We start from the raw sequence: 26,656 nt of genomic DNA on the forward strand, positions 1-26,656 counted from the left end.
TGCCGGTATGTTCGGTATCGGTACGCTCCCCGACCTCTTGCGACTGGTCGTCGTCCCCGTCCTCGCGTGGACCGCGTGGCGCGACATTCGCACGCGGCGCGTCCCCAACGTCGTCTGGTACCCGCTGGCGGCGCTGGGGCTCGCCTTGCTCGCGTGGGAACTGTTCGGCCACCTCCCCGTCGAGACGGTGTTCGACCGACTCTATCTCATCCGCGTCGGCGTGAGCGTCTTCTTCGTCATCCCGCTTTCGTACCTGTTCTGGCGACTCGGTGGCTTCGGGGGTGCCGACGCCAAGGCACTCATGGTGTTCGCCATCCTGTTGCCGACGTTCCCGAGTTACACCGTCGGCGAACTGGTGTTCCCTCTCGAACGGACTGCCCTCGGCGTCTTCTCGATGACTATCCTCACGAACACTGTCATCGTCGGCCTCGCCTACCCGTTGCTCCTCGCCGCTCGCAACCTCGCGGCCGGTGAGTTCGAATTTCCGCTGTCGTTCGTCGGCCGGCGCGTCACCGTGCCGTCGCTCGCGACGACTCACGGGCGCCTGTTCGAGTCGGCCGACGGCATCACGCGAAACGGCCTCGACCTCGACGCGCTTCGGATGTATCTTCGCTGGCGTGGTCTGACGCTCTCGGACCTCTGCGAAAATCCACAGGCTCTCCGCGACCCGGAGACGATTGGTGAGACGTTCGAACCGACTGACGGTGCGGTCCACCGTGCAGTGAGTACGGATGGGGGACTCACCATCGACGACGACGGCACTGCAGACCCGGAACCCGTCGAAGAGACCGGTTCAGACACGGACTTCGACGACCCGTGGGGTGCGGCCGAATTCTTGGACAGCATCGACGGCTCTGCCTACGGAACGACCCCCGAGAAACTCCGAGGCGGTCTCGAACTCGTGACGACCCGCGACTCCGTCTGGATTTCGCCGGGCATCCCGTTCATCGTCCCGATGTTCGTCGGTCTCGTCGTCGCATTCCTCTACGGCGACATCCTCTTCGGCGTCCTCAGCGCGGTTGGAATCGCCTGACCGATGCTGTCTGCGGACAGGTCGCTGGCGTGTGACGACGCACAAGAGATAACCCCCGTCACCTCGTGGCCCGAATCATGACGGTCGATGTCGACTTCGGTGAGGACGGACTCGTCCCCGCCGTGGCACAGGATGCGGAGTCCGGGGAGGTTCTCATGCTGGCGTACGTCTCGCCGGAGGCCCTCGAACGGACGCTCGAAACGGGCCGGGCACACTACTACTCGCGGAGTCGCGACGAACTCTGGGAGAAGGGCGCATCGAGCGGCCACACACAGAACGTACAGGAAGTCCGCGTCGACTGTGACGCCGACACGCTGCTGTATCTCGTCGACCAGAACGTCGGCGCGTGCCACACTGGCCACCGGTCGTGTTTCTACCGGACCATCGACGGTGAGACCGTCGGTGAACGCGTCTTCGACCCCGACGCCGTCTACGACGGCGAGTAACCGAATGGCGCATCGACAGAAGAGATGGTAAACGCAGTCACCGTCGTGGCGTCCGTCGCCGGGCTCGGGTGCTTCGCACTCGGTGCCAGACACCTCAAGAGTGCTGCTGCCGCCCGACGCGTGACTCGGTCGGACGACCCCGAGTTCGTCCTCGACCCAACCCGTGAGGCCCCGCCGGACGACGAACTCGACGGCGACGACCTCGAACGCGGGTTCATGCTGCTCGTCTTCGGAGCGCTCGCGCTGGTCTTCGCGGCGATTAGTCTGTAGAAACGGACCAGTAAGAGAAACGCTGTTTCCCGGTTCTTACAGGTCTGCTATCGCAGCGCGGAGCGCGTCTTCGGCGTCTTCTGCCAGTTCGGTCGCCCGTTGTTCGCTCCGACCTTCGGCGTAGATTCTGACTTTGGGTTCGGTTCCCGACGGTCGCACGAGCACCCACGCGTCACCGTAGTCGAGGCGGTAGCCATCGGTCGTGTTCGGCGTCGCGTCGGCGGCCGCAGCGTACTCGTCGGCGGCGTTGAGCATCGCCGTCAGCTCCGCTTCAGTGTCGTACTCGATGTTGATGCGGACGTTGTAGTAGTCTTGATACGGTGCGACGACTTCGCTCGCCGGACGTTCGGCGACGAGTTCGAGGAACTTCGCCGCGATGTAGGCGCCGTCGCGGACGAGACGGTAGTTCGGGAAGAAGACGCCGCCGTTGCCCTCGCCGGCGACGGGGACGTTCGTCCCTGCGCGCCAGAGTTCGCGGATACGAGTGATGAGGTTCGTCGCGCCGATGGGTGTGAGTTCGAGGTCGGCACCGACCTCTTCGCAGACGTCGACGAGTCGTTGCGAGACGTTGACTGCAGAGACGGTGGCGTCGCCCGGTTCGAGGAAGGCCGCAGCGAGGGCGGCAAGCGAGGCCTCACCGGAGATTGACTCGCCGTGTTCGTCGACGAAGACGGCACGGTCGGCGTCACCGTCGTGTGCGATGCCGATATCGGCGTCCGTCGCGCGGACGAGTCGTTCGAGGTCACGGAGGTTCTCTGGGACCGGTTCGGACTCTCGGCCGGGGAAGTGACCGTCCGGTTGGGCGTTGACTGTGCGGACTTCACAGCCGAGTTCGCGGAGGAAGTCGGGCGTGACGAGCGACCCGGCGCCGTGGCCAGTGTCGAGTGCGACGGTGAGGTTCGCGTCGGCGATGGCCTCGCGGTCGACGCTGGCGAGGAGTTCCTCGCGGTAGTCGTCGTTCGCGGTGTCGACCGACCGGCAACTGCCGACTTCGTCCCACGCTGCAACGTCGAACTCTTCGGTGAGGATGTGGTCTTCGATGCGCTCTAACTCCTCGACAGAGAGTTCCACGCCGTCCTCACCGACGAGTTTGACACCGTTGAACTCGGGTGGGTTGTGTGACGCGGTGATGACGACGCCCGGAATCGACTGGTCTTCGCAGTACCGGACGGCGGCGGGCGTCGGCACCACGCCGAGGTCGTCAACGTCGACGCCGACGCTCGCGAGGCCGGCGCTGGCAGCGTTGACGAACATCTCTCCTGTGGTTCGAGTGTCGCGTGCGATGGCGACGCGGTCTGCTGTCCAGACCGTCCCGGCAGCCTTAGCGACGCGGAGGACGAATTCCGGTGTGAGGCTCTCACCCACCACACCGCGCGTCCCGCTGGAACCGAAGAGTTTCATTGAGTGTGTCTGGATTCCCCCACGACAAAGCCGTTCCGAACTGTTGCTTCACGACTTACAGAACGTTCTGTCCCCGATGTCACCGCATTCGTACAGAACGTTCTGTCCCCGATGTCACCGCATTCGGTGCGTTTAGGCACGTCGCACGCTCACGATGGCGTATGTTCCCGGAGTTCGAAGTTATCCCCGCTGTCGACATGCAAGGTGGCGAAGTCGTGCAACTCGTTCAGGGCGAACGCGGCACCGAAAAGACCTACGGCGAACCAGTCGAGGCCGCACGTCGGTGGGTCGACGCAGGTGCGAAGACGCTCCACCTCGTCGACCTCGACGGTGCCTTCGAGGGTGAACGAAAGAACGCACCGGCAGTCGACGCCATCCTCGACGCGGTGGACGTCCCCGTCCAACTCGGCGGTGGCATCCGCACCGCCGACGACGCTCGTGCGCTCTTCGAGCGAGGAGTCGACCGCGTGATTCTCGGAACCGCGGCCGTCGAAAACCCGGACATCGTCTCGGAACTCGCCGAGGACTACCCCGACGGCGTGATGGTCAGCCTCGACGCGAAAGATGGTGAAGTCCTCGTCTCCGGGTGGACCGAAGGGACCGGTCTCGACCCCGCCGAGGCCGCCGCTCGCTACGAGGAACTCGGTGCTGCAGCAATCTTGTTCACCGACGTAGACGTCGAGGGACAACTCGAAGGCGTCCACCTCGAAACGACGTCCCGCGTCGTCGACGCGGTCGACATTCCCGTCGTCGCCTCCGGCGGCGTCGCCTCTCTCGACGATATCGAAGCGCTCCGAGACGTCGACGCGGCGGCCACCGTCGTCGGCACTGCGCTCTACGAAGGCCGATTCACGCTCGAAGAAGCGATGGACGTCTAATCCGTCGGTTGCGACCGCATTACAGTTACAGGCGAATGTACTGCCCGACGAGTGCGGCAACGCTGTCGACGGCTCCGTAGACGCCGACGGCGACGAACAGCACGCCGATGAGTACAGTTTCCAATCGCGACGTGGCGAGGAAGGGGCCAGCGAGGACGAGCATACTGAGGGTCACCACGTCGCGTTTCGGGTTCAGCCCGTGTGTCGACGTCGCCTCGGGGACGGGTTCTGACGCAGTTTCACGCGCGCTTCGTGACCCACCGTCTGGTGCTTCCTCTGACGAACCTCCGTCCAACGAGTGTGACATCACGTCTCTCCTCCTCGTTAGCGGTTGTTCTGCGTGCCATCGCCGAGTACCGTCGCGCCTGCTGCCAGTGCGACGAGTACGAGGCCGAGCGCTACAACCATCTCTGATTGCGCAGTCAGCAGTAGTCCACCCACGCAGATGGTGTACCCAGCCACCAGCGCACCCTTTCGATGCATACACCAGTCTATCCGTCTGAAGATATGAACTTCAGGCAGACGGACGTCTGACGTTCGACAGGAAACTGGTGTTTCAGCGGCTCTTCGGTGGAATCAGTCGCTCGTCCACTGACTGGCCCCACCACAGCCGGGAACCTGCCGGCGATTCACGCTCGTTCGGACACCGCCGACGAGAATCCCTATATGCACGGCCTCCCTCGAACGCGACATGAGCGACGCCGACCGAACCGCGGCCGTCTCCCGTGAGACGTCCGAGACGACCATCGACGTGACACTCACCATCGATGGCGACGGCGACGCCGCCGTCGACACCGGCATCGGATTCTTCGACCACATGCTGGAAGCCTTCGCCAAACACGGGCTGTTCGACCTGACGGTCCAGTGTGACGGTGACCTCCACATCGACGATCACCACACCGTCGAGGACGTGGCGATCGTCCTCGGCGAGGCGTTCACGGAGGCACTGGGCGACAAGCGCGGTATCGTCCGCTACGCCGACCGAAAGGTCCCGCTCGACGAGGCCGTCGCATCCGTCGTCGTCGACGTGTCTGGCCGGCCGTTCTTCGAATTCTCCGGTGAGTTCTCACAACCGTACGTCGGCGAGTTCACGAGCGTCATGGCCGAACACTTCTGCATGTCGCTGGCGATGAACGCGGGACTCACACTCCACGCCGGCGTCGACGGCGAAAACGCCCACCACGAAGTCGAAGCGCTGTTCAAGTCGCTCGCGCGCTCACTCGACGATGCGACTCGCGTGGACCCGCGGCGCTCCGACACGCCGAGTACGAAAGGAAAACTCTAGGCCGCCTCAGGGTTTTCGAAGCGTTCCGTCGTCGTCGACGAGGAGCCCGCGCTCGACTGCGTAGTCGAAGATATCCGCGACTTCCTGGTCGTCGAGGTCGTATGCGTTCGACGCCAACGCTTCGACGTCTCCCCGCTCGACGGGGAACTCGCGGTTCTGGAGGATGCGGACGACTTTTCGGAACTGTGGTGGCTCTGCTGGCGTGTCGTCGTCAGCGACCGTCTCTTCAGGCTCTACGTCGTCGTCGTGAGCTTCGCCGTCGTCTGCCTGAACTGAGTCGACTTCGAGAGGGTCGGTGTCGTCTTCGGCTTCGTCTGGGGAGTCGTGGTCGGCCGGTTCGGGTGGCGTCGGTGTGGTGTCGACCGCTTCAGACTGTGCCTGATGGGCCGATGAACTCTGTTCGTCGACGCCATCGGACTGCGTCCGGTTGCCTGCCGAGGTTCCCTCGGCAACGTCGCCGGACTGTGCCCGGCGGGCCGACGAGCTTTGCTCGTCGACTTCGGTGTCGACACCCAGTCGCGTGAGAAGCGGTGCGATGACGTCGGTCAGCGTCTCTTCACAGTGTCCACAGAGGGCGACCCGTTGCTGGTCCGTTGCCGGCGTGAATTCCGGTGGCAGCACCTCGAAGACGCCGACGGCGTCAGCGCCACAGAAGTCGCACGTACGTAGTTCGCGCATGCACGAGGCGTCTTCGCCGCGACGGTTAAACCCTCTTGCCGAGGGGGTCGCTTCGGCTGTGTGAAAACGGGGTCACCGGTGTCCAGTCGTGCGTTCGACATACCACTTAATGTAGCTGGCCGTAAACCTGCGAAACGACGAATGTTCGACGAGATTATGGAGAAGTTCGAAGGCAGCCCGAGCCAACAGGCTGTCATTCGGCTCCTCTTGGAACGTGGCTTCTCCGTGAACGACCAGGGACGGGTCGTTTCGGGCGGCATCGAGATTCCGAACACCGGTATCGCCCGCGAGGCAGGCGTCGACCGACGCGTCGTCGATTCGACGACCGATGCAATTCTCGCAGACGAGGAACTCCGACGCATCTTCCAGAACATCTCGGCGATTCCGAGTCTGATGGACCTCGCGCCGGTCCTCGACCTGTCCGTACTCACCGTCGAGGTTGCGAACGCCGACGAACCGGGTATCGTCGCCACCGTCACCTCGAAACTCGCCGACGCTGGAATCTCTATCCGCCAGACGATTAGCGAAGACCCCGAATTCACCGACGACCCGAAACTCTACATTATCACGGACGAAGCCATCCCCGGCGAGCTTCTCAACGACCTGTCGAACCTCGATTTCGTCCGACGCATCACCATCGCCTGACGGGCCAACCGCCTGTTCGCCCGACACAAATTCTGTCAGTCTAGCAATAACACTCTTATAATAAATCGTGTTATCTAGCCGCATGGCTCAGGTCCGAAACTGCATGTGCTGTGGGACGCAGATATCGGAGACACGCAACCTCTGCGGCGTCTGCATCCAAAACGGGTGTACGCCGTACACGAACGCGTGTGGGCAGTGACCTGACGACTGGACGACCTCGGTCCGGTGGGAACCCTTTTCCATGCCGCGACGCCAACTCGCAGTCATGACTGACGCCTACCGTACCGTCGCGGACCGGGCCGAAGCGCGGTTCGAGGTCAGCGGTTCAGAGTTCATCGGCTACATCACACCCGCCGAGACGGTCGAAGACGCGGAGGCGTTCATCGACGAAATCGAGGAGCGACATCCAGACGCGACACACAACGTTCCTGCGTATCGCGTTCCTGCTGGCTCTGCGTCGTCGGCCGTTCCGGGCGGCGGGAACGTCATGCTCCGCGAGTACCAGAGCGACGATGGCGAACCAACCGGGTCGTCCGGCAAACCAGCACTCAACGTCCTCGTCCAGCAAGACGTGCGCAACGTCGCCGCCGTGGTGACACGGTACTACGGCGGGACGAACCTCGGCGTCGGCGGCCTCGCCCGCGCCTACTCTCGCGCCGTCAAAGAGGCGCTCGACGCCGCCGGCATCGTCGAAGAGATTCCACACGAACGGTTCACTGCGACGGTCGACTACGACGACTCCGGCGACGTTCGTGGCATCCTCGAATCGACGGGTGTCGAGTTCGAGGCCGACTACGACCAGCGCGTCTCCTTTTCGGTTCGTGTTCCTATCGACGACGCTGACGGACTACGTGACAGACTCCGGAGTGCGACGAGCGGTCGCGTCGAAATAGAATAAAAAGCGCCGACGTTAGTCGGACGGTTCGGGCGAGCCTGCTGGGGTCTCGCGCTTTCCTTGTTCTGCTTCACGGCGGTTCTTCAATGCGAGTGCACCGAAGAGGACGCCACCAGCGAAACGCATCGCCAGGTCGACGGTGACCGTGTTGGGGACGGTTCCGACGAGTCCGAGTGCGCCACCGAGGTCGAACACAGCGTTCAGGAGCAACATCGGTGCCATGAGCAGGAACGCGGCGATGGCGAACAGGCCGCGCTCGACACGACTGACGCGACTGTAGAAGTACCCGATAACCGTCGCCCCCAGCGCGATGACGCCGATGAAGACGCCAATGACGGGGATGAGAATCTCGGGGATGGAGTACGCGAAGTCGGTGAGGTCTGCAAACGTGACGGTCGTCGCTGCCTCACCACGGCCGCGGAGGAGCAAGATACCCGGTGTGAGTGCGAACGCGAACGGGACGACTGCCTTGTTGAGTGACAGCGAGAACGCTTGGACCCCGGTCTGGAACGGGTCAGACCGGGCGATACCAGACGCGGCATACGCTGCCACTGCGACCGGTGGTGTGATGTCTGCAATCACCCCGAAGTACAGGATGAACAGGTGTGCTGCGAGCAGTGGGATGTCCGACGACTGTGCAATCGCCGGGCCGAGGAGGGAGACGAGGATAATGTACGTCACCGTCGTCGGCATCCCCATTCCGAGGATGATAGAGGCGATTGCGGTGAACAGCAGAAGCAGGACGATAGAACCGCCTGCGACTGCCTTGATGAGGGCCGTCAGGTTCGGTCCGAGACCCGTCGCACTGACGACGCCGGGGATGATACCCGCGGCGGCGACAGCGACGACGACTTCGGTCGAGGTTCGCGCACCGGAGTCCATCGACTTGCCGATGAACGTCACGTAGCGGAACGCGTTGATGTCCGACAGCGACGGTCGAGAGATGGCGTTGGCGAGGTGGTCAGATGCTTCGTCGACGGCTTCGTCGAACTCGAGCAGTTCTGACTCGAGGGCCGGTCGGGCGAGCATCACCACGAGGCTGACGAAGATGGCGATGATACCGAGTTCGCCTGCGGCCGCGAGCACTGCGCCAGTGATGCTCAGCGCCGGACCGCTGCCGCCGGTGATGGCGTCGATGAGGCCGACGCCGGTGGCAGCGTACGCACCGATTTGTGCGACGAAGAGGGCCACGATGCCGCCGATGAGCGGGATACGGGTCCGCTCGTTGTACGCAGAGACGACGGCCAGCAGCGCCATGATGGCGATGAGCGTGAACCACGCGGACCGTGCGACGGTCAGACGCTCGATGAGGAGGTAGTACAGCAACAGTGCAATCGGGATGAGGTAGAACCACCCGCGAGAGAGGTGCGAACGGAGGTTGACGACCTCGGAACGGTCGAGACCACCGATGTTGGCACGGGTCGCTTCGAGGTGGACCATCACCCACACACCGAAGAAGAACACGACGGCGGGAATCGCCGCCGCGATGATAATCTCCGAGAACGGCACGCCGATGAACTCGATCATCAGGAAGGCGGCCGCACCCATGACCGGCGGGAGAATCTGCCCACCGGAGGACGCAGATGCCTCGACGGCACCGGCGAACTCAGACCGGTAGCCAGACCGCTTCATCAGCGGAATGGTGAACGCACCGGTGGTCACGGTGTTCGCAATCGAGGACCCGGAGATGGTCCCCATGAACCCGGACGCGAGGATAGACGCCTTCGCCGGGCCACCCTTGCGGGTCCCCGTCGCGGCGTACGCGAGGTCGATGAACCACTGACCGGCACCGGACATCTCCAAGAACGCCCCGAACAGGATGAAGATGTAGATGAACTGCACAGAGACGGTGACCGGGATACCGAACACACCGTTTTCAGTGTTGTACCAGAGGTTCTGGATGATGTTCGGCCACGTCCCTTCCGGGATGGAGAGGACGCCGATGAGCGGCATCGACGGCGAGATGAGGTAGCCGAATCTGGCGTAGACGATGAACGAGGCGACGATGAGCGTCAGGTAGAACCCGAGCGAGCGTCGGGTCGCTTCGAGCACCAAGAAGACGCCGACGATGCCGAGGAAGAACGGGTAGGAGACGTCGGCCAGTGGGATGCCGAGTGCGCTGATTGCCTCGGCGATAATTCCGAGCGGACCGAGGTACTCAGCGACCGACCGACCTGCTTCGAGACCGAAGATACGGAGTTGCTGAATCTCGGCCCACTCCATCACCATGTAGATGGCAGTCGCCGCCGCGAGGACGATGAAGAGAACGTCGAGAGGCGTGACACGTTCGCGTTCTGGGTCGACTGCGAGCCATCGAACGCCTCGTCGAACGGCGTCTGCGGCACGTGTCACGGGGTGGTCTTCGCCGAGACTCGATGCGAGCGATGGAACGACGCGCCCGAGTCGTGTGGCGAACGCGCCGTGGCCGGTCGTCGGCGGGAAGAGGATGAACGCCAAGATGAGCGCGAAGGCGACGTGAATCGAGTTCACCTGCAGGAGCTGCAGTGCGCCCAGCGACACTTCACCAACGAGGGGAAGGGTCACCGTGAAGTCGAAGCCACGTGCCGCCAGCCACATCTGGAACACCGAGAAGGAGATGGCGATGATTGAGGTGATGACAGCGGCCCACCCGGTTATCGTCCGTTTCCGGTCGATTCCCTCTAACATCTCCTGTGCCTGCTCTTCGGTTAGTTTGTCGCCTGTACTCTCTCCCGCACGGTCTTCCGGCGACTCGCCGCCGTCGGTTCGGACCGCTGGCGAGTCGTCGTGTACTCCCGTCTGGTCGGACCGTGGGGAATCACTGTGTTCGGTGGGGTCGTCGGTTCGACCCTCGTCGTGTGTTCTGTTCGTCATTGGTCAGTGGAGGGCGGCGTCGAGGACCGACTGGTTCGTGACACGAAGACGGACCGAGCGCGCATCGGAGAGCGCTACTAGGTCGTAGGTTTCGTCATCCACGTGGAGTTTGTGGCCGGCGATGTAGCCGGGTTTGACGTAAATCTCCTCCCAGCTTCCCTCTGGGTCGAAGACGTACGAGCCGTTTTCTTTGTGCACTTCAGCACGGGCGGGAAGGCCCCATCCGTACGACTCGAACTCCATTCTCGTCATCTCGAGTTCACCGTTTCGAACGGTGTACTCGTCGAGTACGCGCGTCTTTTCGACGCTGTGGTTGTACTCGATAGAGACGGTACTGTTCTCTTCGATGGCGACTGTCTTGAGACGCTCGCCAGTCTCTGCGTCCTCGACGACGAGTGCTTGTCCTGCTGGGACGGCGGCACTTCCCCCGACTGCGAGGGCTAACACCGCGACTGCGACGAGGATACGTGTGTAAATCGAATCAAGCATCGAAAGGATGGGGTAGTATAGTGCGGTTCGCTGGAAGACCCTGACGAATTAGCCGAAGTAGGCCTGTGCGCCGGGGTGCAGCTCGATGGACATCCCTTCTTGGGCGGTGTCCTTCGAGATGAAGTCCGTCTTGATGGTCAGGTCGTCGACGTTGTCGAAGATGGCGGCGGAGACGGCTTCGACGGTTGCGTCAGGCTGCTCGGCGTTGGTTGCAATCATCGCCTTGACGGCGATGGTCGGGACAGCGTTCTCGAGGCCGTAGGTGCCTGCCGGAATCTCGTCGTCCGCGTAGAACGGGGCGGCTTCCTCGGCGGCCGCACGGGCGTCACCATCGATGGGGACGATGCGCACGTCTTCGGTCGCAGCGAGCTCTTCGATGGCGCCAACTGGCCAGCCACCGACGACGAACGCAGCGTCGATGTCGCCGTTCTTGAGCTGGTCAGATGCCTGCGAGAAGCCAGTGTTCTGCTCGTTGTAGTCGGTGACACCGATCGCGTCGAGAATCTGGTTCGCGTTGACCTGCGTTCCGGAACCGAGGTCACCGGTGTTGATAGTCTTACCCGAGAGGTCCGACGGCGTCTCGACACCCGAGTCTGCGAGCGTGACGATATGAATCGTCTCAGGGTAGAGCGTGGCGACACCGCGGAGGTTCTCGACTGCGTTCCCCTGGAACGCTTCGATACCCGTTCCTTCACGGGCGAAGAACGCAACGTCGTTCTGAATCAGTGCGAAGTCGGCGTCGCCGCGAGCGAGACTGCCGACGTTCTCGACGGATGCACCGGTGGACTGAACCTGAACGGTGAGGTCGGTTGCGCCTTCGATGACGGACTTGAACTCGTTCGAGAGCGGGAAGTACGTCCCACCCGTTCCGCCTGCGTGCCACGAGATGCGGGACGAACCGCCGCCACCGTTGCCACCGTTGCTCTCGGTCGTGGTCTCCTCGCCACCAGTGTCTTCGGTCGTGGTCTCTTCGCCACCGTCGCCACCGTTGCCGCCGGTACAGCCGGCGAGGCCGGCGAGGCCGACTGCGCCTGTTGCAGCAATAAACTGTCTGCGGTCAAGTTTCCGAGTCATACAGTACCATTCGTATTAATCAATATATATTACTGTTCATGTCAGCACCAATAATGTGTATATTTTCACACTAACATTCATAAATTATTAGTTAAAAAATTGGGTTTAATCTGCGAGTTGTTAGCATAGTTCTATGTCAAAAATGTCACGTTAAAATGTCATCCGAACGTCTCCTATCGTGCGTGGAGGCGACTCTGTGAGAGGATGAATCTTCGTCGTCGGCCGATGTTCGACCCGAAATGAAGGGGTTCGGTGGGTTCGTGCCCGTCGTATCCTCTACTGTGACAATGTTTGTCACGGCATTCGACGGGGGTGTGGTTCGGGACGTTCGAGTCGAACGAAATTCGACTCCAGTCTGGTGGTTCTCGACCCGAAGAGAGGGGGTGTCGGCTCAGTCGACGATAATCTCCGAGTCGGACGACCCTGCGGACCCGTCCGACGCCTTCGGTGACATCTCGTCTTTGTATCGTGTTATCCAGTCGGCGAAGCAGTTCGGACAGAGTCGTTGGTCGTCGACCGTCGACCGGTCGACCTGCAGGCGCACGGCCCGAGCGAGTGCGTCTTCGACTGGTTGACCACAGCCGTCACACGGGTCACTCATCTTCGACTCCCTCCGCGAGTACGAGCGTCGTCCATGATTCGGAGTGCGCGGGTGGTAACTTAGTCGTTACCCGCGTTCGGTGCGACTGCGAACTTACGTGGTTCGGAATGCACGGTCACCGGCGTCGCCGAGGCCGGGGACGATGTACCCATCGTCGTCGAGGTAGTCGTCGATGGCGACCGTCAGGAGGTCGACTTCAGGGAACTGCTCGTGGACGCGAAGAAGTCCGTCGGGTGCCGAGACGGCCGAGAGGACGAACAGTTTCTCGGGGTCGACGCCCGCGTTTTCGAGGACGTGGTCGAGGACGGCACACATCGTCGACCCAGTCGCGAGCATCGGGTCGGCCACGATGACCGTGTCCTCTTTGGTAATCTCGGGAAGTTTCACGTAGTCGATGGTGATGGGGAAGCCCCCTTCCTCGTTCATGCCCGCATCTTCGTCGCGACCGGCGGAGATGACACCTTGCTTCGCACGTGGGAACGCTTTGAGCAGTCCCTCGACGAACGGCGTCGCAGCACGGAGAACGTTGATGATGACCACGTTGTCGAGGCCTTTCACGCGCTCGCCAGTCGTCTCCTGAAGCGGCGTCTGGATGGTCACGTACTCGGTCTCCATCGCCCCGTCGATAATCTCGTAGCCACAGATGCGGCCGAGTTTGACGAGGCCTTTGCGGAACGCGACCTGCGTCGTCTGGACGTCTCGGAGGCGCGAGAGTGTGTCCTTCGCCAGCGCGTGCGTGATGAGGTACGCGTCGTCTCGGTCTTCGATGGGCATCTTACCGAATAAGCGGATTCCCGAAGGACATAAATGCGGCTATCGGCCGCCAGCGGCCCCCTGCGAGTAGTTCACGAGTGGGCCGCGAACGTGTCTCACTGCGAGGGACCGACCTGCGTTATGCACGTACTACGTCGATGGATTGCGTCCAGTTGCGGCGGTAGCGAGCGTGAATGTATGCCGGTGATTCTCACGATGTGGGTGTGCTGTGTATACCTATGTCATCGTGTCACGTATATTGGGGTATGCACTTGCAGAATCGTCACGGGAAGAACGTCGACCCCGTCCCATTCTTGGTCGTTGCCTCGCTCGCGTTCATGTTCGTCATCTCGTTTGGACCGCTCTACGGGACGATATTTGGGCTCTCTATCGCAATGGGGGTCGTTGGCTCTCTCGTCGTCTCTGTCGGGTGTGGGATGCTCGCGTACTACCGATTCGTGTGGACGGTCGACCCAGACCACCGCGCCGAGATTCCTCCGAGCGTTCGCATGCAGAACCTCGGGTACGCGACGATTGCGTTCTTCTTGCTTCTCGTCCTGCTGTTACTCCCAGTCGTCTATCAGATTCTCAACTGAGACGACGTGGAACCTCCTCTGGTGGCAGATGGCTCTCTCGGCGTCGACGGTCGTGCATCCCCTGTGGCCAACCGACCCGGGATTTAACAACTGAGCGACTGAGCCGAGACTATGGGGTTCGTTACCACGCTCATGGAGGTCCTCATGGCCTCGAACCAGTCGGCCGACCGGTCCGGGAAGGGCCGTGAATCGAAGGGCGGATACTGGTGTCACGACTGTTCAGAGCGCATCCTCGACCTCGACGTCGAGGGCGAGGGTCCACCATCGTGCCCGACCTGTGGCGACGAGATGGAGTTCGAGCGCTCGCCCGGAAGCACCGGGTGCGCGTGTTAGCAGACTCGGGACGTCACTTCGTCACGACGTAGGTGATTGCTGTGAGTATCAGTGCCAACGACGCGACGTTGACGAACGTGAACGCCGCGAGGTCGAGGTACGAGAGTCCGTAGATGACGACGGTGGCGAACAGAGACGAGAGGATGAAGTTCATCACGATCAGCACGCGTGGGTCGCCCTCTCCCCACTCTATCTGCCCCGCGTTTTCTTCGTCGCTCACGATTCGACCTCCGGTTCGGCGAGGGCCAGTTCAGAACCAGCCTCGACCGGGTACTGACCGTCGTCGACGCTAACTCCCGGTTCGCGGATGTGTTGGTCCAGCGCTTCGACGAGCGCTGCTTCGTCCATGCCGCGGCCGATGAACACGAGTTCGGTCCGCTTGTCTCCGTACTCTTCGTGCCAGTCAATTTCGGGGTGGTTGCGGCGATACGTGTCCTGTTCGAACTCGGGGAGTGACGCAATCCACGGGCCACCGGCAGTGACGTACGCCGATGGGCCGGCCTGACTGTAGGTGTAGTGGACGTCTTCGGCGCCAGCAATCCACAGCGACCCTTTGGCGCGGACGACCGAGTCGGGAAGGTCTCCGAGCACCGCTTTCGCTCCATCGGGGTCGAGTGGAGCGCGCCGTCGGTAGACGAACGAGGTGACGCCGTAGGTCGCCTCCGCGTGCGAGACGACACTGTGGTCGTGGTCGTCGTGGTTGCCGTGGTCGTCGTGGTTGCCGTGGTCGTGACCGTGTCCATCTCCGTGGTCGTGTCCACTCCCGTCGACTTCCGCAGCGTCTCCATCGTCGCTCTCGTGTTCGAGTGCGGCCCGCCAGCCGACGGGTGCGTCGGGGTCGTGGACGTCAGAGAGCAGGTGGTCGACATCGACCGTACCGTGTGTCGTCTCGACCACGTCGACACTGGGTCGAAGGGCCTCGACTACGTCGCGAACCTCTCTGACTTCGTCGTCGGTGACGAGGTCACGCTTGTTGAGTACGACGAGGTCGGCGCTCTCGACCTGTTCGACGAGGAGGTCCGAGAGTGGTTGGACCGTTCCGTCGCTGTCCTCGGCGACGGTTCGTTCGGGGTCGCCACCGACGAACGTGTCGGCGAACAGGCGTGCGTCGACGACGGTGACGAGGCCGGCCACGTCGTATCTCGCGGCCGCCCGCGACGTGACGAAGAGTCTGGCGACGGGCCCGGGTCTCGACACCCCCGATGCTTCTACGACGAGGTGGTCGAACGACCGCTCCTGTGCGAGTCGAACGACGGCCGTCTCGAGGTCGTCCTGCAGTTCACAGCAGATACAGCCGTTGGACAACTCGGTCACACCCCCGCCGACGGTGAGTTCGGACTCGTCTGCCACCAACTCGGCGTCGACGTTCACCGACCCCATATCGTTGACGAGGACGGCGATATCGTGGTCACCGGCGTTCGTCAACAGGTGATTGAGAAGCGTCGTCTTGCCCGCCCCGAGGCTCCCGCCGAGCACCGTCACAGGGATTGCCTCACGCGGTTTCATGAGCGGGCATACCTCGTCCTGGTATATCAACCCGCGGGAATCCTGTGTAGTCGTTCGTGAGCGATACGCTTTTGCCCGGCCATCGGTGAGTGTGTAAACTGATGACGCTTGCCGCGCGCATCGAGTCCTATCGAACCCTCGTAGAGGAGTGGCTTCGCGGCCTCTACCACGGGATGATAACACACCCTGCCTACGAGAAAATCGAGAAACAGGCGGAAGACCACGAAGACGCGTTCATGCTCGCGTGTTTCCCGGACGCGTTCGGGATTCCGTCGCCCATCTCCTACTACACGGCTGAACTCCTCCCGTACCTCGAAGACGAGTTCGAGGCGTGGGAGCGACGCATGTGGGACCGAGGCTCGTTGCTCGAACGAAAAGGCCACCAATTCCACTTCTAACATGCGAAAATTCGTTTTCTTCGGCGGGAAAGGCGGCGTCGGTAAGACGACCATGTCGAGTGCATACGCAGTCAAATGCGCTCGTGCTGGCGTCTCGACACTGCTCGTCTCGACAGACCCGGCGCACAGCACCCGCGACGTGTTCGACCAATCGTTCACTGACACGCCCCAACCAGTCGAGGACGAACCGAACCTCGACGCCATGGAAATCGACCCCGAGACGGAGGTTCGGGAACATCTCATGGAGACGAAGCGAGCGCTGGGCGAACAGGTGAGTCCGGCGATGGTCAACGAAATCGACCGGCAGATAGAGATGGCGCACCAGACGCCCGGTGCGCACGAATCGGCGCTCTTCGACCGCTTCATCGACGTGATGCGGAACTCGGCGGAGTACGACCGTGTCGTCTTCGACACCTCGCCCACCGGCGGGACGCTTCGACTCCTCTCGCTGCCGGAGTACCTCGATGGGTGGATTCAGCGACTCCTCCACAAGCGAAAGCAGTCGGTGAAACTGTTCGAACGCGCGGCTATCGGCAACAACGAACCACGACGGATGATGGAGGGTGACCCGATTATCGCTCGGCTCGAACAGCGTCGTGACGACTTCAACTTCGCCAAGGAGACACTGCAGGACGAGGCTGCCTTCTTCCTCGTCGTGAACCCCGACGAACTCTCGATTCGAGAGACGAAGCGGGCGGTCGAACAGCTCGATTCGTACGGACTCGACGTCCGTGGACTCGCAGTCAACCGGTTGACTCCCGAACCCGACCCAGACGAACAGGGCAGAGGCGCGACGTTCTTGCGAGACAGAGTCAATACTGAACAGGAACGACTCCGCGAACTCCGCGACGACCTCACACCCCCGCTCGTGGCCGCAATCGAGACACGGGTCGCCGAAGTGAAGGGCGATTTCCTCGGTGAGGTCGCTGACGAGATTGAAGTTGGTGTGGAACTCTCCACAAATTGAGTAGTCATTACAATTGTCCGGCCGGATTGGTTCCCAAATCGGTACTGTTTTTCACCTACTAATCACATTCTATCCATTCCAAACTATCGTTAACGTTAAGGTAGACATTTTCGTGTCTCATGGTGGGGCAGAGTACCATGGTACAAGTTATATGGCTGGTCGTCACCGTATTGGCGCTGTTTACTGTCGGGTATTTCGGATACTCGAAGTACCTCTCACAGTTCGTCGAACTCGACGAAGGTCGTGATACGCCGGCGCACAAGTACGAAGACGGGCAAGAGTATGTACCGGCAAAGAAGCCGGTCTTACTGGGGCATCACTATTCGAGTATTGCAGGCGGGGCACCCATCGTGGGGCCAATTACGGCTGGTGTGGTGTGGGGATGGGTCCCCGCACTCGCGTGGATTGCTATCGGAAATCCGCTTCTCGGTAGTGTCCACGACTTCGTGTCGCTGTCGAGCAGTCTGCGACACGACGGAAAGTCTATCGGATACATCATCGGCGAGTACGTAGGCGAACGCGGCAAGAACATGCTGCTGTGGTTCGCGTTCCTCACCATCATTCTGGTGCTGGCGGTGTTCGCACTCGTGACGGGCATCGTGTTCGACGCGTACCCGAGCGCGGCGACGGCGAGTTTGCTGTACATCGCACTCGCGTTCGTGTTCGGTGTCTACCTGTACCAACTGAACCTCCCGTTCATCCCCGGGACGGTCCTGTTCGTCGCAGGTGTGTTCGCGAGCGTCTACGCCGGTATCCAGTTCCCACTGGTGCTGATTCCCGAAGGTGGGAGCACGTTCCTGCCGACGGTCATCAACCCGAACGTCTCCGCGTGGATTCCGATCATCATCATCTACGCTGCGCTCGCCAGTGCGCTGCCAGTGTGGATGCTGCTGCAACCGCGTGACTACCTCTCGTCGTTCCTGCTCTACGCAGGTGTTGGCGGAGCACTCCTCGCAATCATCGTTGGCACGTTCCTCGGAACCTCGTCCGAGCCGCTGGTCATCAACATCAGCGCGTACAACGGCTTCTGGGGTTCGACCGGCATCACGCCGCTGTTCCCCATGCTGTTCATCACCATCGCGTGTGGGACCATCAGCGGGTTCCACTCACTGGTGTCGTCCGGGACGACCTCGAAACAACTCAACAAAGAGACCGACGCCCGCCTCATCGGCTACGGTGGGATGATCGGTGAAGGTCTGCTCGCGACCGTCGCGCTCGCGACGCTCGCTGTCGCAGGTGTCACCGCAGGCGGCGGTATCGGTCGTGCACTCCCGAACTTCGCGGACGGTGGCGGTATCATCCTGACGTCCTTCGGCATCCCTGCGGCCTACGGTGCGCCGTTCATGGCGCTCGTGCTCGTGAGCTTCCTGCTCACCTCGACGGACACGGCCGTCCGTCTGGGACGCTACATGCTCGAAGAGATCGTCGGCACGCCTGAGACGCAGGTCGAGGAGTACGCAATCCACCGCTACGTCAACCCAATCATTCAGGGTGTTCCCGCATACCTGCTCATCGCGAGTGGTTCGTGGCTCACCCTCTGGCAACTGTTCGGTGGCGCGAACCAGCTGCTCGCGGCGCTCGCACTGACGACTGCGACGGTGTGGCTCGCGAACTGGGACGACTCGAAACAGCTCATCTCGACGGGCGCTCCGATGGTCATCATGACGGGCATCACGACGCTCGGCCTGCTCTGGGTTGCACTCCACGACAACCTGTACGTGAAGTTCATCCAGGGTGCCGAGATGACGACCGTCCAGACAATCTCTGCAGTGGTTCAGATTGTCCTCGCACTCGTGCTCATCTACATCGGTATCTCCATCGTGAAGATGGGCTACGACAACATCCAAGAGGTCCGCGACAGTCCGGGTGCCGCCGTCACCGACGGTGGGCAGACGGACGACTAACTCGCGAAACGAACCAGACGAATTCTTTCTTTTGCACCCGAGGCAGTGAGCCACCGGTGTCGGTGTCGCTCGTGACGACCCATCTCAGGGTACGGGCCTGACGACCCGTCTCTGGGTGCGAGCCGTTTCACTCGTGCGTGGTGGTCAGCATCACCGTTCGAGCGGTAACTGCTCGACTTCGGACAGTCGGACGAACGACGGCGACCAAGAAGCGACGCCGTCTCGCTGACTCACCGCGAGAGACGTCTGAGAACCCGGGTCAACAGCCCCGGCGTCGGTTCGAGAGAAGAGTCTTGCCAGAGTGTGAACGCACGCGCAACGTCTGCGTGCTCGCTCGCAACCACGTCCTCGTCGTCCGGCGCGACGACCACGAGATGGACCTCGTAGTGGCCGTGGTATCCGTACTTGAGGAGTTTCCGTCGAGAGAACCGGTTCACGAACGAGCGAACGTCGTCGGTGATGTCGGGGGCGACGAGGACGAACGTGAACTCAGTTCCCTGATGTTCTTCACTGCCGTCGATCCACTCTTCGGAGAGTGTGTCGGCGAGGTCGACGAGTCGCTCGACCTCGGCGAGCGTGGCCCGACTGGTGCGCCGAGCAAGCAGATACTCGTCCATGTAGTGGTTGGCGAAGTTGATAGACCGGTGGAGGAACTGCTTTTGGGTCTCGATGTGCATCGTCCCGAAGAGGTCGAAGGACTCGCCGTCGACCCGGTGGTCTTTCTCCAGGTCGTAGTTGTACATGAGGCGGTCCGAGACCCGGTCGAGGTACTCGTCTTCCCAGTCGGGGACGTCGGTCGCAGGCCCATCGCTGTCGGGCCGTCCCTCACCACTGCCGGGTCGGTCCACGTCGCTCATCTCTCGTCCGGGTCGTACTGTTCGGCGTCACCCGACACTGCTGGCGCGCCGATGGCGAGAATATCGACCGTCTCGGTCGCATCTTCGGGGTTGTGTGCGCGGTGCGGGCTCTCGGGGTCGGCGACGAACAGTCCACCTTCCGGCACCTCGAACGTCTCGTCGGGTGTCTCGACGAACAGCGTGCCCGAGAGGACGTAGAACGCCTCTTCCTGTTCGGTGTGATAGTGGTACTTCAGCGGCACCTGCTCGCCAGGTTCGGCCCGGAACCGATTGAGTGCGAACTTCTCTAAGCCACCTTCGACGCCGATGCGACGGAGTTCGCACGGGCGGTCTGGAATCGGTTCGACGCTGTCTGTGTCCACGACGCGGTATCCCATGAGACGGTGCAACACGTTCGTCCCTATAAGCCCGTCGCGACTCGTGGGAAACCAAGGTTTATTCATGATGATTACGAATCGGGGAAACATGGCAGAGCCGAAACGTGAGGCGTGTGGTCGATGTGCGATGACCACCGTCGTCGACGCGACCATGTCCGAGGAGCGCGACCCACTCGGGGGCGAGCGAATCGAGCTCGACGAGGCAGAACTCCGCGCAGTGTCGCCCAGCGCGTGGCTCGAAGGACTCTCGACCCGTCTCGACGCCTTCGCCGAGCGAGTCATCTACGGAAACCGGTGAGCACCGTTCGAAATCGATGACGTTCACGCGTGTGAGAGGGCTTCTCGGAGCATTTTTATCCCTTAGCACGTAGTCCAGTCAACGACATGGAAGAGAGCATCTCCGGGTTCAAACGGCGTGGTTCTTGGGGGGAAGTCGTTGAACACGGGGAACGAATCACCCGTGCCCTCCACGAGTCCGGTGTCGAAGGCCCTCCCTTCGACGACTGGGACGAGTGGCGACCGAAGTCACACGAGCGACTGGGAGAAGACGTCAACGAGAAGACGGCGAAGCAAGCCAGTGTCGGCGAGGGCGAAGGCGAGAAGAAAGGAAAAGCGCCCAACGAGGACCTCAAGACGGCCGGTGAGAAACTGTCTCGCTCCTACGAGAAAATCGAAGAAGGAGACGACGAAGGTGCCGTCGAGTCGTGGCAAGACTCCATCAACTACGTCGCACGTGCTGCCGACTCCGCCGGACGGAAGGCCCTCCGCAAGGTCGAAGACACGGTCTACCGCAAGGTGATGACGCAACTCGCACCGTACTACTTCGACAACGAACTCATCAGCGCCAACATCCAGCAGGTCGGCCGCGGAACTGGTGACGAACTGTTCGTCTTCGAGGTGAACGTCAACGACGACGCCCTGAAGTCGCAGGTCTCCGACATCCTCCGGGGCTACGAAGACGAAGTCGACCGCTGGCACATCGACACCCCAAAGGAGACGGAAGTTGCGGAGGCCGTCGAGGGTGTCGAAGTGCCGGTCACAGACGCAGAAAAGCAGTCCAAGTCGACGACGAACTGACGACGTTCGCTGCCACTTCACTTTTCGACCCCGGATTCTGGCCGACGGGTTCGGTCTGGTTTTTCTCGCACACACCTGTCTCGGTTCGATAATACTGATACCGCTCGCCCGTGTTGTGTTCGTATGGCCGAACTGCTCCGAATCGAGTCCGGGGAACTGACCGCCGACGAGATTCTCGATGCCCTTCGAGAGGGACGCCGTATCATCGTCCGCGCCGAGATGCTCGGTGGCGTCCACGAGGTGACGCTCCGACACGACGGGACGACGTTCTACTGCGACACGCCGACGACGCTCCACAAACACGAGGACGAAGAGGGGATGCGCTCGTGTGTGTTGAAGATGGGTTACGCGAAAGACGACTAACGGGTCGGCCTCGTTTTCGGACAGGTTTCCCGTAGGTGAGGGTTTAATTCGACGGACAGCGAACAGATGTGCATGGTTGATGCACCGGATATGGAAGACCTGATGGAGACGGACGACCCGAACTTCGGGCACGTCCTCGCCTGCGTCTTCGGAATCCAGAGCCACGAGAGTCGGACGTACCTCGCGCTCCTCGACAACCCGGGAAGTACCGTTGCGGAACTCGCAGACGTCCTCGAACGTGACCGGAGTAACGTCAACCGCTCGCTGACGACACTGCTCGACAAGGGGCTCGCAGACCGAAAGCGCCGACTGCTCGACCCCGGCGGGTATGTCTATCAGTACACGGCGACGCCGCTTCCGGAAGCCAAAGAGATGATGCACGGTGCCCTCGACGAGTGGGCCGACGACGTCCACGCCCGTATCGACGCCTTCGGCGACTCGTAGGCCGACGAACGTTCGACTTTCAGTTTTCGCGCTCGTTCGGTTCGCTCGTGGCCGCGCGAGACGCCACGGTCTGACCGGCAGGTGCCGCCCAAACCCACCTGCTTTTGTCCCTCTGGTTCCACCGCCCGACCAATGAGCCTCGAACTCACGGCACCCACGCCGGAAGAGCCAGCCGTCGCCGACGACGGCACCTGGCTCGAATGTATCGAGTGCGGCGCACAGTTCGCACCGTTCGACGACGTGCGATACACGTGCGACGACTGTGACGGACTCCTCGAAGTCCGCTACGCGTCCCCACCGACCTGGGACGACTTCGAAGGTCGCGGTGTCTGGCGGTACAACGCCGCGCTCCCGTTCGAAGTAGGCGTCTCGCTCCCAGAGGGTGCGACCCCGCTGCACACCGTCCCGCGCCTCGAATCCGACATCGGCGTCGAGACGCTTCGCATCAAACACGAGGGGATGAACCCCACCGGGTCGTTCAAAGACCGCGGCATGACCGTCGGCGTTCGCGTCGCCAAGGAACTGGGCGTCGGCCGACTCGCCTGCGCCTCGACGGGGAACACCTCGGCGGCGCTCGCAGCGTACGGTGCGCGTGGCGGAATGGAGACGCTCGTCTTGCTCCCGTCTGGGAAGGTCGCCGCCGGAAAGATTGCACAGGCCGCGCTTCACGACGCGCGCATCCTCGAAGTCGACGGCAACTTCGACTCCTGTCTCGACATCGTTCAGGACCTCGCTGCTCGCGGTGAAGTGTACCTCCTCAACTCGCTGAACCCCTTCCGCCTCGAAGGCCAGAAGACCATCGGCCTCGAGATTCTCGAAGAGTTCCACGAAGACTACGGCACCTACCCGGACCGTATCGTCCTCCCCGTCGGCAACGCGGGCAACACGTCGGCGCTCTACAAGGCGTTCCGCGAACTCGTCCAGTCGGGCGCGCTCGACGCAGAAGACGTGCCGAAACTGACGGGTGTGCAGGCAGAAGGTGCCGCGCCGATGGTCGAAGCCATCGAGAACGGCTGGGACGAGACTCGCCGCTGGGACGAGGTCGAAACCATCGCAACCGCCATCCGCATCGGCAACCCGGTCAACGCGCCGAAGGCACTGCCCGGCATCCGTGAGACCGGCGGAACTGCCGTCGCCGTCTCGGACGACGAAATCACCGAGGCACAACGCGACCTCGCTGCCGAAGGTGTCGGCGTCGAACCGGCGTCCGCCGCTTCGGTCGCTGGCCTCCGCAAACTGCGTGAGAACGGGACCATCGACGAGGACGAACAGGTCGTCTGTCTCACGACCGGCCATCTGTTGAAAGACCCCGATGCTGCGTTCGCGGCCGGGAACGAACCCGAGTCGGTCCCGAACGACACCGACGCGGTGCTGGAACACCTCGCCGAGTAAGCGCGGCGCTCCGCCACCGGTTCTCCCTCTCTCACCACTCGGTGCCCGGCGACCGCTGACGGATGTCAGTTGCTCGTCTGACACATCCTTTTGATTCTGTGCCACGTCGTACCACACGATGTCGCTCAGTAGTTTGCCGACCGGAACTCTCGGAGGAGGTTCCGGGTCACGAACGTACCCGCCAGACGAGGCGGTGACCGGTTACTCCACGGCCGATACCAACCGGTCCCGTCGTCCTGCCGAGTCCCCTCCCACGCAGGACACTGCGTCACTTCGACGCGAGAACGAGGCTCTTCGCCGTGCCAACCACCATCTCAAGGACCGCCTCGATTCGATGAACGAGAACCAACAGGACGTCATCGACCACTACGAACGATTGCTGGCGGAACTGTACCGTCGGCAGGCGTCGGGAGCGTCCGCTCGAACCGCTCGGTCACAGCCGTCTCACAGACGGTCGAAAAAACGTCGTCCATCGTCTCCATCGTCTACCACTCGGCGGACTCTCGGTCGACTTCGGTCGACGGTTGCTCGTGCAGTGGTGCGCGTGTCGTCGGCGTTCGGTCTCCGCTGACGCAGTCGAACTGGTCCCCACTGACGCAACCAGATTGGTCCCCGCTGGCGCGGCCGAACTGGTCTCCGCTGGCGCAATCGAATTGGTCCCGCTGACGGTGTGAACGTCTTCGCTGACCCTGCTCAGAGGGTGATTGCGTCGACGTCGATGATACGGTCGTCTGCGAGGAGTTTCTCGCGGACCTCCTCGGTGACTTCGTCGTCGAGGTTGTAGACGGTCAGTGCTTCGCCGCCGGCCTTTGCGCGACGGGCGTTGAACATCCCTGCGATGTTGACGTCGTTCTCGCCGAGGACCGTTCCGATGAAGCCGATGACGCCGGGTTTGTCGTAGTTGCGAGCGACGAGCATCTGGCCGTGCGGGATGGCGTCGAGGCGGTACCCGTTGATGCGGACGATACGCGGGTCGTCACCTGCGAACAGCGTCCCGGAGATGGTCATCTCTTCGTCGCCGTTGCGGACGGTGACCGTCACGAGACTCTGGAAGTCTTCCGACTGGCGAGACTTCGACTCGGTGACTTCGATGCCGCGTTCTTTCGCAATCTGCGGCGCGTTGACGGCGTTGACCTGCCATTCGAGCGGTGTGAAGACGCCCTTGAGCGCAGAGGCCGTGACGAGTTCGAGGTCTTCGGCGGCGATGTCACCGTGGTAACTGACTTCGACTTCGCCGAGACGCCCGTCGAGGAGTTGGGCAGCAATCTTGCCGGCGGTTTCGGCGAGTTCGATGTACGGTCGGATGCGCGGGAAGGCGCTCTCGTCGACCGAGGGCGCGTTGAGCGCGTTCATCACCGGTTCCTCGCGGAGCGCGGCGACGATTTGGTCGGCCGTCGAGACGGCGACGTTCTCCTGTGCGGCCGACGTGGACGCACCGAGGTGCGGCGTGACGACGACGTTGTCGACGCTGAGGAGCGGGTTGTCCGGCGAGACGGGCTCGTCGGCGAACACGTCCACTGCGGCACCGTCGAGGACACCGGCCTCGACTGCCTCTGCGAGGGCCGTCTCGTCGACGACGCCACCGCGAGCACAGTTGATGAGGTAGCCGCTGCCCATCGTTTCGAGTTCCTCGGTGGAGATGAGCCCCTCCGTCTCGGGCGTCAGCGGCGTGTGGACCGTCAGGAAGTCAGCACGCGAGAGACACGCGTCGAACTCGACGAGTTCGGCACCGAGCTGCTCGGCGCGTTCTTGGCCGATGTACGGGTCGTACGCGACGATGTCCATCCCGAGTGCGTGGAACTTCTTTGCGACCTCTTGGCCGACGCGGCCGAGGCCGACGACGCCGAGGGTCTTGCCGTTGACCTCGTTTCCGAGGTAGTCAGACTTGGCCCACTCGCCGTTCTTCAGGCGGGCGTGTGCCTGTGGAATCGAGCGCGCGGCGGCGAAGCCCATCGCAACCGTGTGCTCGGCGGCGGCACGAACGTTGCCCTCAGGCGCGTTGGCGACGATGACGCCGTGTTCGGTTGCGGCGTCGATGTCGATGTTGTCGACACCGATACCAGCGCGACCGACGATGACGAGGTCGGGTGCTGCCTCGAACACTTCGGCGGTGACCTGTGTCCCGGAGCGGACGATGAGCCCATTTGCGTCGGAGACGGCTTCCAGCAGTGCGTCGCCTTCGACATCGTACGCGGTCTCTACTTCGTACCCAGCCTCACGAAGTCTGTCCAGACCCGCATCGGCGATTGGGTCCGTGACGAGTACCTTCATGCGCGTAGGGACATACTCACGGGGGTTAAGAGTTGCCACAACGGCCGATATCGTGACAATGAGAGTGTCTCACACGATTATTCGTGCGTCAGGTCGGTATCACGATGTCCGTGTTTCTGCCGACGAGAAAGCTTTGAAACCCCACGGGAACGACGGGCACGTATGCGAATCATCGCCTTCGACTTCGACGGCACGCTCTCGGACTCGGAGATGACCGTTCTCCTCGGCAAGCGAAACGGGACTGCCGAGAAGATGGCCGACATCACCGAACGCGCCATGAACGACGAAATTAGCTACGCAGAGAGTCTGCGCTCCCGCGCTCGACTCCTCGAAGGACTCGAAGAGGAACTCGCCGAAGAGGCCTACGGCGAGGTCGAACTCCGCCCCGGCGCGGCCGAACTCATCCAGCGCCTGCGCGACTACGGCCACCACGTCGCCATCTTCACCGGCGGGTTCAAACGCGGCGTCGAACGCGCACTGGAAAAGGAGGGCGTCGAAGTCGACGACATCGTCTCGAACCACCTGCCCATCAAAGGCGGCCGACTCACTGGCGACGTCGAAGGGTCGCTCATCGAGGGGACGAAAGACACGGCGTTAGAGAACTACGCCGCCGAACACGACGTTCCGATGGAACGAACCGTCGCCGTCGGTGACGGTGCGAACGACCTGCCGATGCTCGAAGTCGCCGGCCTCTCGGTTGGGTTCGTCCCGAAGAACGCGGTTCGCCCCGCCTGTGACGTTGTCGTCGCCTCGATGGACCGTCTCGGCAAGGTGTTCGAGGGCTACAACATCCTCGACGCCACCGAAGAGTAAGGCACGAATCACCGTTTTTCCGGCAGCAGTCTCCCCGCGAGCATCCTTTCCGCGCCA

General features: G+C 62.2%; 33 protein-coding genes. 19 read left to right on the forward strand and 14 right to left on the reverse strand.

Going from position 1 to position 26,656, the window contains the following annotated elements:
• The first annotated feature begins 7 nt into the window (after positions 1-7).
• The 3 genes from GJR98_RS03570 (at position 8) to GJR98_RS03580 (ending at position 1,749) form a co-directional block, all read left to right on the forward strand.
• Positions 8-1,033: an A24 family peptidase gene (locus GJR98_RS03570; RefSeq protein ID WP_151135542.1), complete on the forward strand. Its 1,026-nt coding sequence runs from the start codon at positions 8-10 to the stop codon at positions 1,031-1,033.
• 77 nt (positions 1,034-1,110) lie between these two features.
• A complete protein-coding gene (gene hisI, locus GJR98_RS03575) occupies positions 1,111-1,479 on the forward strand; it encodes a phosphoribosyl-AMP cyclohydrolase (RefSeq protein WP_151135544.1) in 369 nt (122 codons plus the stop codon).
• A gap of 24 nt (positions 1,480-1,503) precedes the next feature.
• Positions 1,504-1,749: a hypothetical protein gene (locus GJR98_RS03580; RefSeq protein ID WP_151135546.1), complete on the forward strand. Its 246-nt coding sequence runs from the start codon at positions 1,504-1,506 to the stop codon at positions 1,747-1,749.
• A 36-nt stretch (positions 1,750-1,785) separates the two neighbouring features.
• Here GJR98_RS03580 and glmM read toward each other — a convergent pair whose 3' ends face one another.
• Entirely contained in the window at positions 1,786-3,150 is a 1,365-nt protein-coding gene (gene glmM / locus GJR98_RS03585) for a phosphoglucosamine mutase (protein ID WP_151135548.1), read from the reverse strand.
• 161 nt (positions 3,151-3,311) lie between these two features.
• On the opposite strand from glmM, the gene hisA reads away from it, so the two are divergent.
• Positions 3,312-4,028, forward strand: coding sequence for a 1-(5-phosphoribosyl)-5-[(5-phosphoribosylamino)methylideneamino]imidazole-4-carboxamide isomerase (hisA, locus tag GJR98_RS03590; RefSeq protein WP_151135550.1), 717 nt, complete (start codon positions 3,312-3,314; stop codon positions 4,026-4,028).
• Positions 4,029-4,053: 25 nt separating this feature from the next.
• Here hisA and GJR98_RS03595 read toward each other — a convergent pair whose 3' ends face one another.
• Positions 4,054-4,335, reverse strand: coding sequence for a hypothetical protein (locus GJR98_RS03595; protein WP_151135552.1), 282 nt, complete (start codon positions 4,333-4,335; stop codon positions 4,054-4,056).
• A 17-nt stretch (positions 4,336-4,352) separates the two neighbouring features.
• Positions 4,353-4,511, reverse strand: a complete 159-nt coding sequence (locus tag GJR98_RS03600) for a hypothetical protein (RefSeq protein ID WP_154269692.1) — start codon at positions 4,509-4,511, stop codon at positions 4,353-4,355.
• A gap of 208 nt (positions 4,512-4,719) precedes the next feature.
• Here GJR98_RS03600 and hisB point away from each other — a divergent pair, with 208 nt between their 5' ends.
• Positions 4,720-5,313 (forward strand): imidazoleglycerol-phosphate dehydratase HisB, encoded by a 594-nt coding sequence (hisB, locus tag GJR98_RS03605; protein WP_151135554.1) that lies wholly within the window; start codon positions 4,720-4,722, stop codon positions 5,311-5,313.
• A gap of 6 nt (positions 5,314-5,319) precedes the next feature.
• Here the strand turns inward: hisB and GJR98_RS03610 are convergent, their stop codons facing one another.
• A complete protein-coding gene (locus tag GJR98_RS03610) occupies positions 5,320-5,991 on the reverse strand; it encodes a hypothetical protein (RefSeq protein ID WP_151135556.1) in 672 nt (223 codons plus the stop codon).
• A 141-nt stretch (positions 5,992-6,132) separates the two neighbouring features.
• Here GJR98_RS03610 and GJR98_RS03615 point away from each other — a divergent pair, with 141 nt between their 5' ends.
• Both GJR98_RS03615 and GJR98_RS03620 read left to right on the forward strand, forming a co-directional pair.
• Positions 6,133-6,636, forward strand: coding sequence for an ACT domain-containing protein (locus GJR98_RS03615; RefSeq protein ID WP_151135558.1), 504 nt, complete (start codon positions 6,133-6,135; stop codon positions 6,634-6,636).
• Between the two features lie 265 nt (positions 6,637-6,901).
• Positions 6,902-7,534 (forward strand): IMPACT family protein, encoded by a 633-nt coding sequence (locus GJR98_RS03620; RefSeq protein ID WP_151135560.1) that lies wholly within the window; start codon positions 6,902-6,904, stop codon positions 7,532-7,534.
• A gap of 12 nt (positions 7,535-7,546) precedes the next feature.
• Here the strand turns inward: GJR98_RS03620 and GJR98_RS03625 are convergent, their stop codons facing one another.
• The 5 genes from GJR98_RS03625 to upp all read right to left on the reverse strand — a co-directional run bounded on the left by GJR98_RS03625 (position 7,547) and on the right by upp (position 13,322).
• On the reverse strand, positions 7,547-10,384 hold the full coding sequence (locus tag GJR98_RS03625) for a TRAP transporter permease (protein WP_151135562.1): 2,838 nt from the start codon (positions 10,382-10,384) through the stop codon (positions 7,547-7,549).
• A gap of 3 nt (positions 10,385-10,387) precedes the next feature.
• Positions 10,388-10,873, reverse strand: a complete 486-nt coding sequence (locus GJR98_RS03630) for a DUF1850 domain-containing protein (protein ID WP_151135564.1) — start codon at positions 10,871-10,873, stop codon at positions 10,388-10,390.
• Positions 10,874-10,921: 48 nt separating this feature from the next.
• Positions 10,922-11,947, reverse strand: coding sequence for a TAXI family TRAP transporter solute-binding subunit (locus GJR98_RS03635; RefSeq protein WP_151135566.1), 1,026 nt, complete (start codon positions 11,945-11,947; stop codon positions 10,922-10,924).
• 391 nt (positions 11,948-12,338) lie between these two features.
• Positions 12,339-12,548, reverse strand: a complete 210-nt coding sequence (locus GJR98_RS03640; protein WP_151135568.1) for a DUF7569 family protein — start codon at positions 12,546-12,548, stop codon at positions 12,339-12,341.
• A 93-nt stretch (positions 12,549-12,641) separates the two neighbouring features.
• Positions 12,642-13,322: a uracil phosphoribosyltransferase gene (gene upp, locus GJR98_RS03645; protein WP_151135570.1), complete on the reverse strand. Its 681-nt coding sequence runs from the start codon at positions 13,320-13,322 to the stop codon at positions 12,642-12,644.
• A gap of 245 nt (positions 13,323-13,567) precedes the next feature.
• Between upp and GJR98_RS03650 the strand changes: the two genes are divergently transcribed.
• Both GJR98_RS03650 and GJR98_RS03655 read left to right on the forward strand, forming a co-directional pair.
• Complete coding sequence (locus GJR98_RS03650; RefSeq protein WP_151135572.1) at positions 13,568-13,897, forward strand: hypothetical protein; 330 nt, start codon at positions 13,568-13,570, stop codon at positions 13,895-13,897.
• A gap of 111 nt (positions 13,898-14,008) precedes the next feature.
• Positions 14,009-14,230, forward strand: coding sequence for a hypothetical protein (locus GJR98_RS03655; protein WP_151135574.1), 222 nt, complete (start codon positions 14,009-14,011; stop codon positions 14,228-14,230).
• Positions 14,231-14,243: 13 nt separating this feature from the next.
• On the opposite strand, the gene GJR98_RS03660 is transcribed toward GJR98_RS03655, so the two are convergent.
• Positions 14,244-14,450 (reverse strand): hypothetical protein, encoded by a 207-nt coding sequence (locus GJR98_RS03660; protein ID WP_151135576.1) that lies wholly within the window; start codon positions 14,448-14,450, stop codon positions 14,244-14,246.
• Positions 14,447-15,736 carry a CobW family GTP-binding protein gene (locus GJR98_RS03665; protein WP_151135578.1) on the reverse strand — a complete coding sequence of 430 codons (1,290 nt, stop codon included), beginning with the start codon at positions 15,734-15,736 and terminating at the stop codon, positions 14,447-14,449. The genes GJR98_RS03660 and GJR98_RS03665 overlap by 4 nt, the downstream gene beginning before the upstream one ends.
• A gap of 101 nt (positions 15,737-15,837) precedes the next feature.
• On the opposite strand from GJR98_RS03665, the gene GJR98_RS03670 reads away from it, so the two are divergent.
• From GJR98_RS03670 to GJR98_RS03680, 3 genes are all read left to right on the forward strand, one after another.
• A complete protein-coding gene (locus GJR98_RS03670; RefSeq protein ID WP_151135580.1) occupies positions 15,838-16,134 on the forward strand; it encodes a hypothetical protein in 297 nt (98 codons plus the stop codon).
• 1 nt (position 16,135) lies between these two features.
• On the forward strand, positions 16,136-17,101 hold the full coding sequence (locus GJR98_RS03675) for an ArsA family ATPase (protein ID WP_151135582.1): 966 nt from the start codon (positions 16,136-16,138) through the stop codon (positions 17,099-17,101).
• 137 nt (positions 17,102-17,238) lie between these two features.
• Positions 17,239-19,005, forward strand: a complete 1,767-nt coding sequence (locus tag GJR98_RS03680; RefSeq protein WP_151135584.1) for a carbon starvation CstA family protein — start codon at positions 17,239-17,241, stop codon at positions 19,003-19,005.
• A gap of 230 nt (positions 19,006-19,235) precedes the next feature.
• Here the strand turns inward: GJR98_RS03680 and GJR98_RS03685 are convergent, their stop codons facing one another.
• Together GJR98_RS03685 and GJR98_RS03690 are read right to left on the reverse strand one after the other, a co-directional pair.
• Positions 19,236-19,862, reverse strand: a complete 627-nt coding sequence (locus tag GJR98_RS03685; protein ID WP_154269693.1) for a hypothetical protein — start codon at positions 19,860-19,862, stop codon at positions 19,236-19,238.
• On the reverse strand, positions 19,859-20,239 hold the full coding sequence (locus GJR98_RS03690) for a cupin domain-containing protein (RefSeq protein WP_151135586.1): 381 nt from the start codon (positions 20,237-20,239) through the stop codon (positions 19,859-19,861). The genes GJR98_RS03685 and GJR98_RS03690 overlap by 4 nt, the downstream gene beginning before the upstream one ends.
• 88 nt (positions 20,240-20,327) lie before the next feature.
• On the opposite strand from GJR98_RS03690, the gene GJR98_RS03695 reads away from it, so the two are divergent.
• From GJR98_RS03695 to GJR98_RS03720, 6 genes are all read left to right on the forward strand, one after another.
• Positions 20,328-20,537 (forward strand): hypothetical protein, encoded by a 210-nt coding sequence (locus tag GJR98_RS03695; RefSeq protein WP_151135588.1) that lies wholly within the window; start codon positions 20,328-20,330, stop codon positions 20,535-20,537.
• Positions 20,538-20,623: 86 nt separating this feature from the next.
• Positions 20,624-21,316 (forward strand): DUF5828 family protein, encoded by a 693-nt coding sequence (locus tag GJR98_RS03700; RefSeq protein ID WP_151135590.1) that lies wholly within the window; start codon positions 20,624-20,626, stop codon positions 21,314-21,316.
• A gap of 123 nt (positions 21,317-21,439) precedes the next feature.
• The gene (locus GJR98_RS03705; RefSeq protein WP_151135592.1) at positions 21,440-21,679 is read left to right on the forward strand and encodes a hypothetical protein; all 240 of its coding nucleotides are present in this window, start codon (positions 21,440-21,442) and stop codon (positions 21,677-21,679) included.
• A gap of 72 nt (positions 21,680-21,751) precedes the next feature.
• Positions 21,752-22,123 (forward strand): helix-turn-helix domain-containing protein, encoded by a 372-nt coding sequence (locus GJR98_RS03710; RefSeq protein ID WP_151135594.1) that lies wholly within the window; start codon positions 21,752-21,754, stop codon positions 22,121-22,123.
• Between the two features lie 132 nt (positions 22,124-22,255).
• Positions 22,256-23,515 carry a threonine synthase gene (thrC, locus tag GJR98_RS03715; RefSeq protein ID WP_151135595.1) on the forward strand — a complete coding sequence of 420 codons (1,260 nt, stop codon included), beginning with the start codon at positions 22,256-22,258 and terminating at the stop codon, positions 23,513-23,515.
• Between the two features lie 118 nt (positions 23,516-23,633).
• Complete coding sequence (locus tag GJR98_RS03720) at positions 23,634-24,086, forward strand: hypothetical protein (RefSeq protein ID WP_191965411.1); 453 nt, start codon at positions 23,634-23,636, stop codon at positions 24,084-24,086.
• A gap of 122 nt (positions 24,087-24,208) precedes the next feature.
• On the opposite strand, the gene serA is transcribed toward GJR98_RS03720, so the two are convergent.
• A complete protein-coding gene (gene serA, locus GJR98_RS03725) occupies positions 24,209-25,786 on the reverse strand; it encodes a phosphoglycerate dehydrogenase (RefSeq protein ID WP_151135597.1) in 1,578 nt (525 codons plus the stop codon).
• A 162-nt stretch (positions 25,787-25,948) separates the two neighbouring features.
• On the opposite strand from serA, the gene serB reads away from it, so the two are divergent.
• The gene (gene serB / locus GJR98_RS03730) at positions 25,949-26,599 is read left to right on the forward strand and encodes a phosphoserine phosphatase SerB (protein WP_151135599.1); all 651 of its coding nucleotides are present in this window, start codon (positions 25,949-25,951) and stop codon (positions 26,597-26,599) included.
• Positions 26,600-26,656 lie beyond the last annotated feature (57 nt).

It is taken from the genome of Haloferax marinisediminis, from assembly GCF_009674585.1.
Taxonomy (GTDB): domain Archaea; phylum Halobacteriota; class Halobacteria; order Halobacteriales; family Haloferacaceae; genus Haloferax; species Haloferax marinisediminis.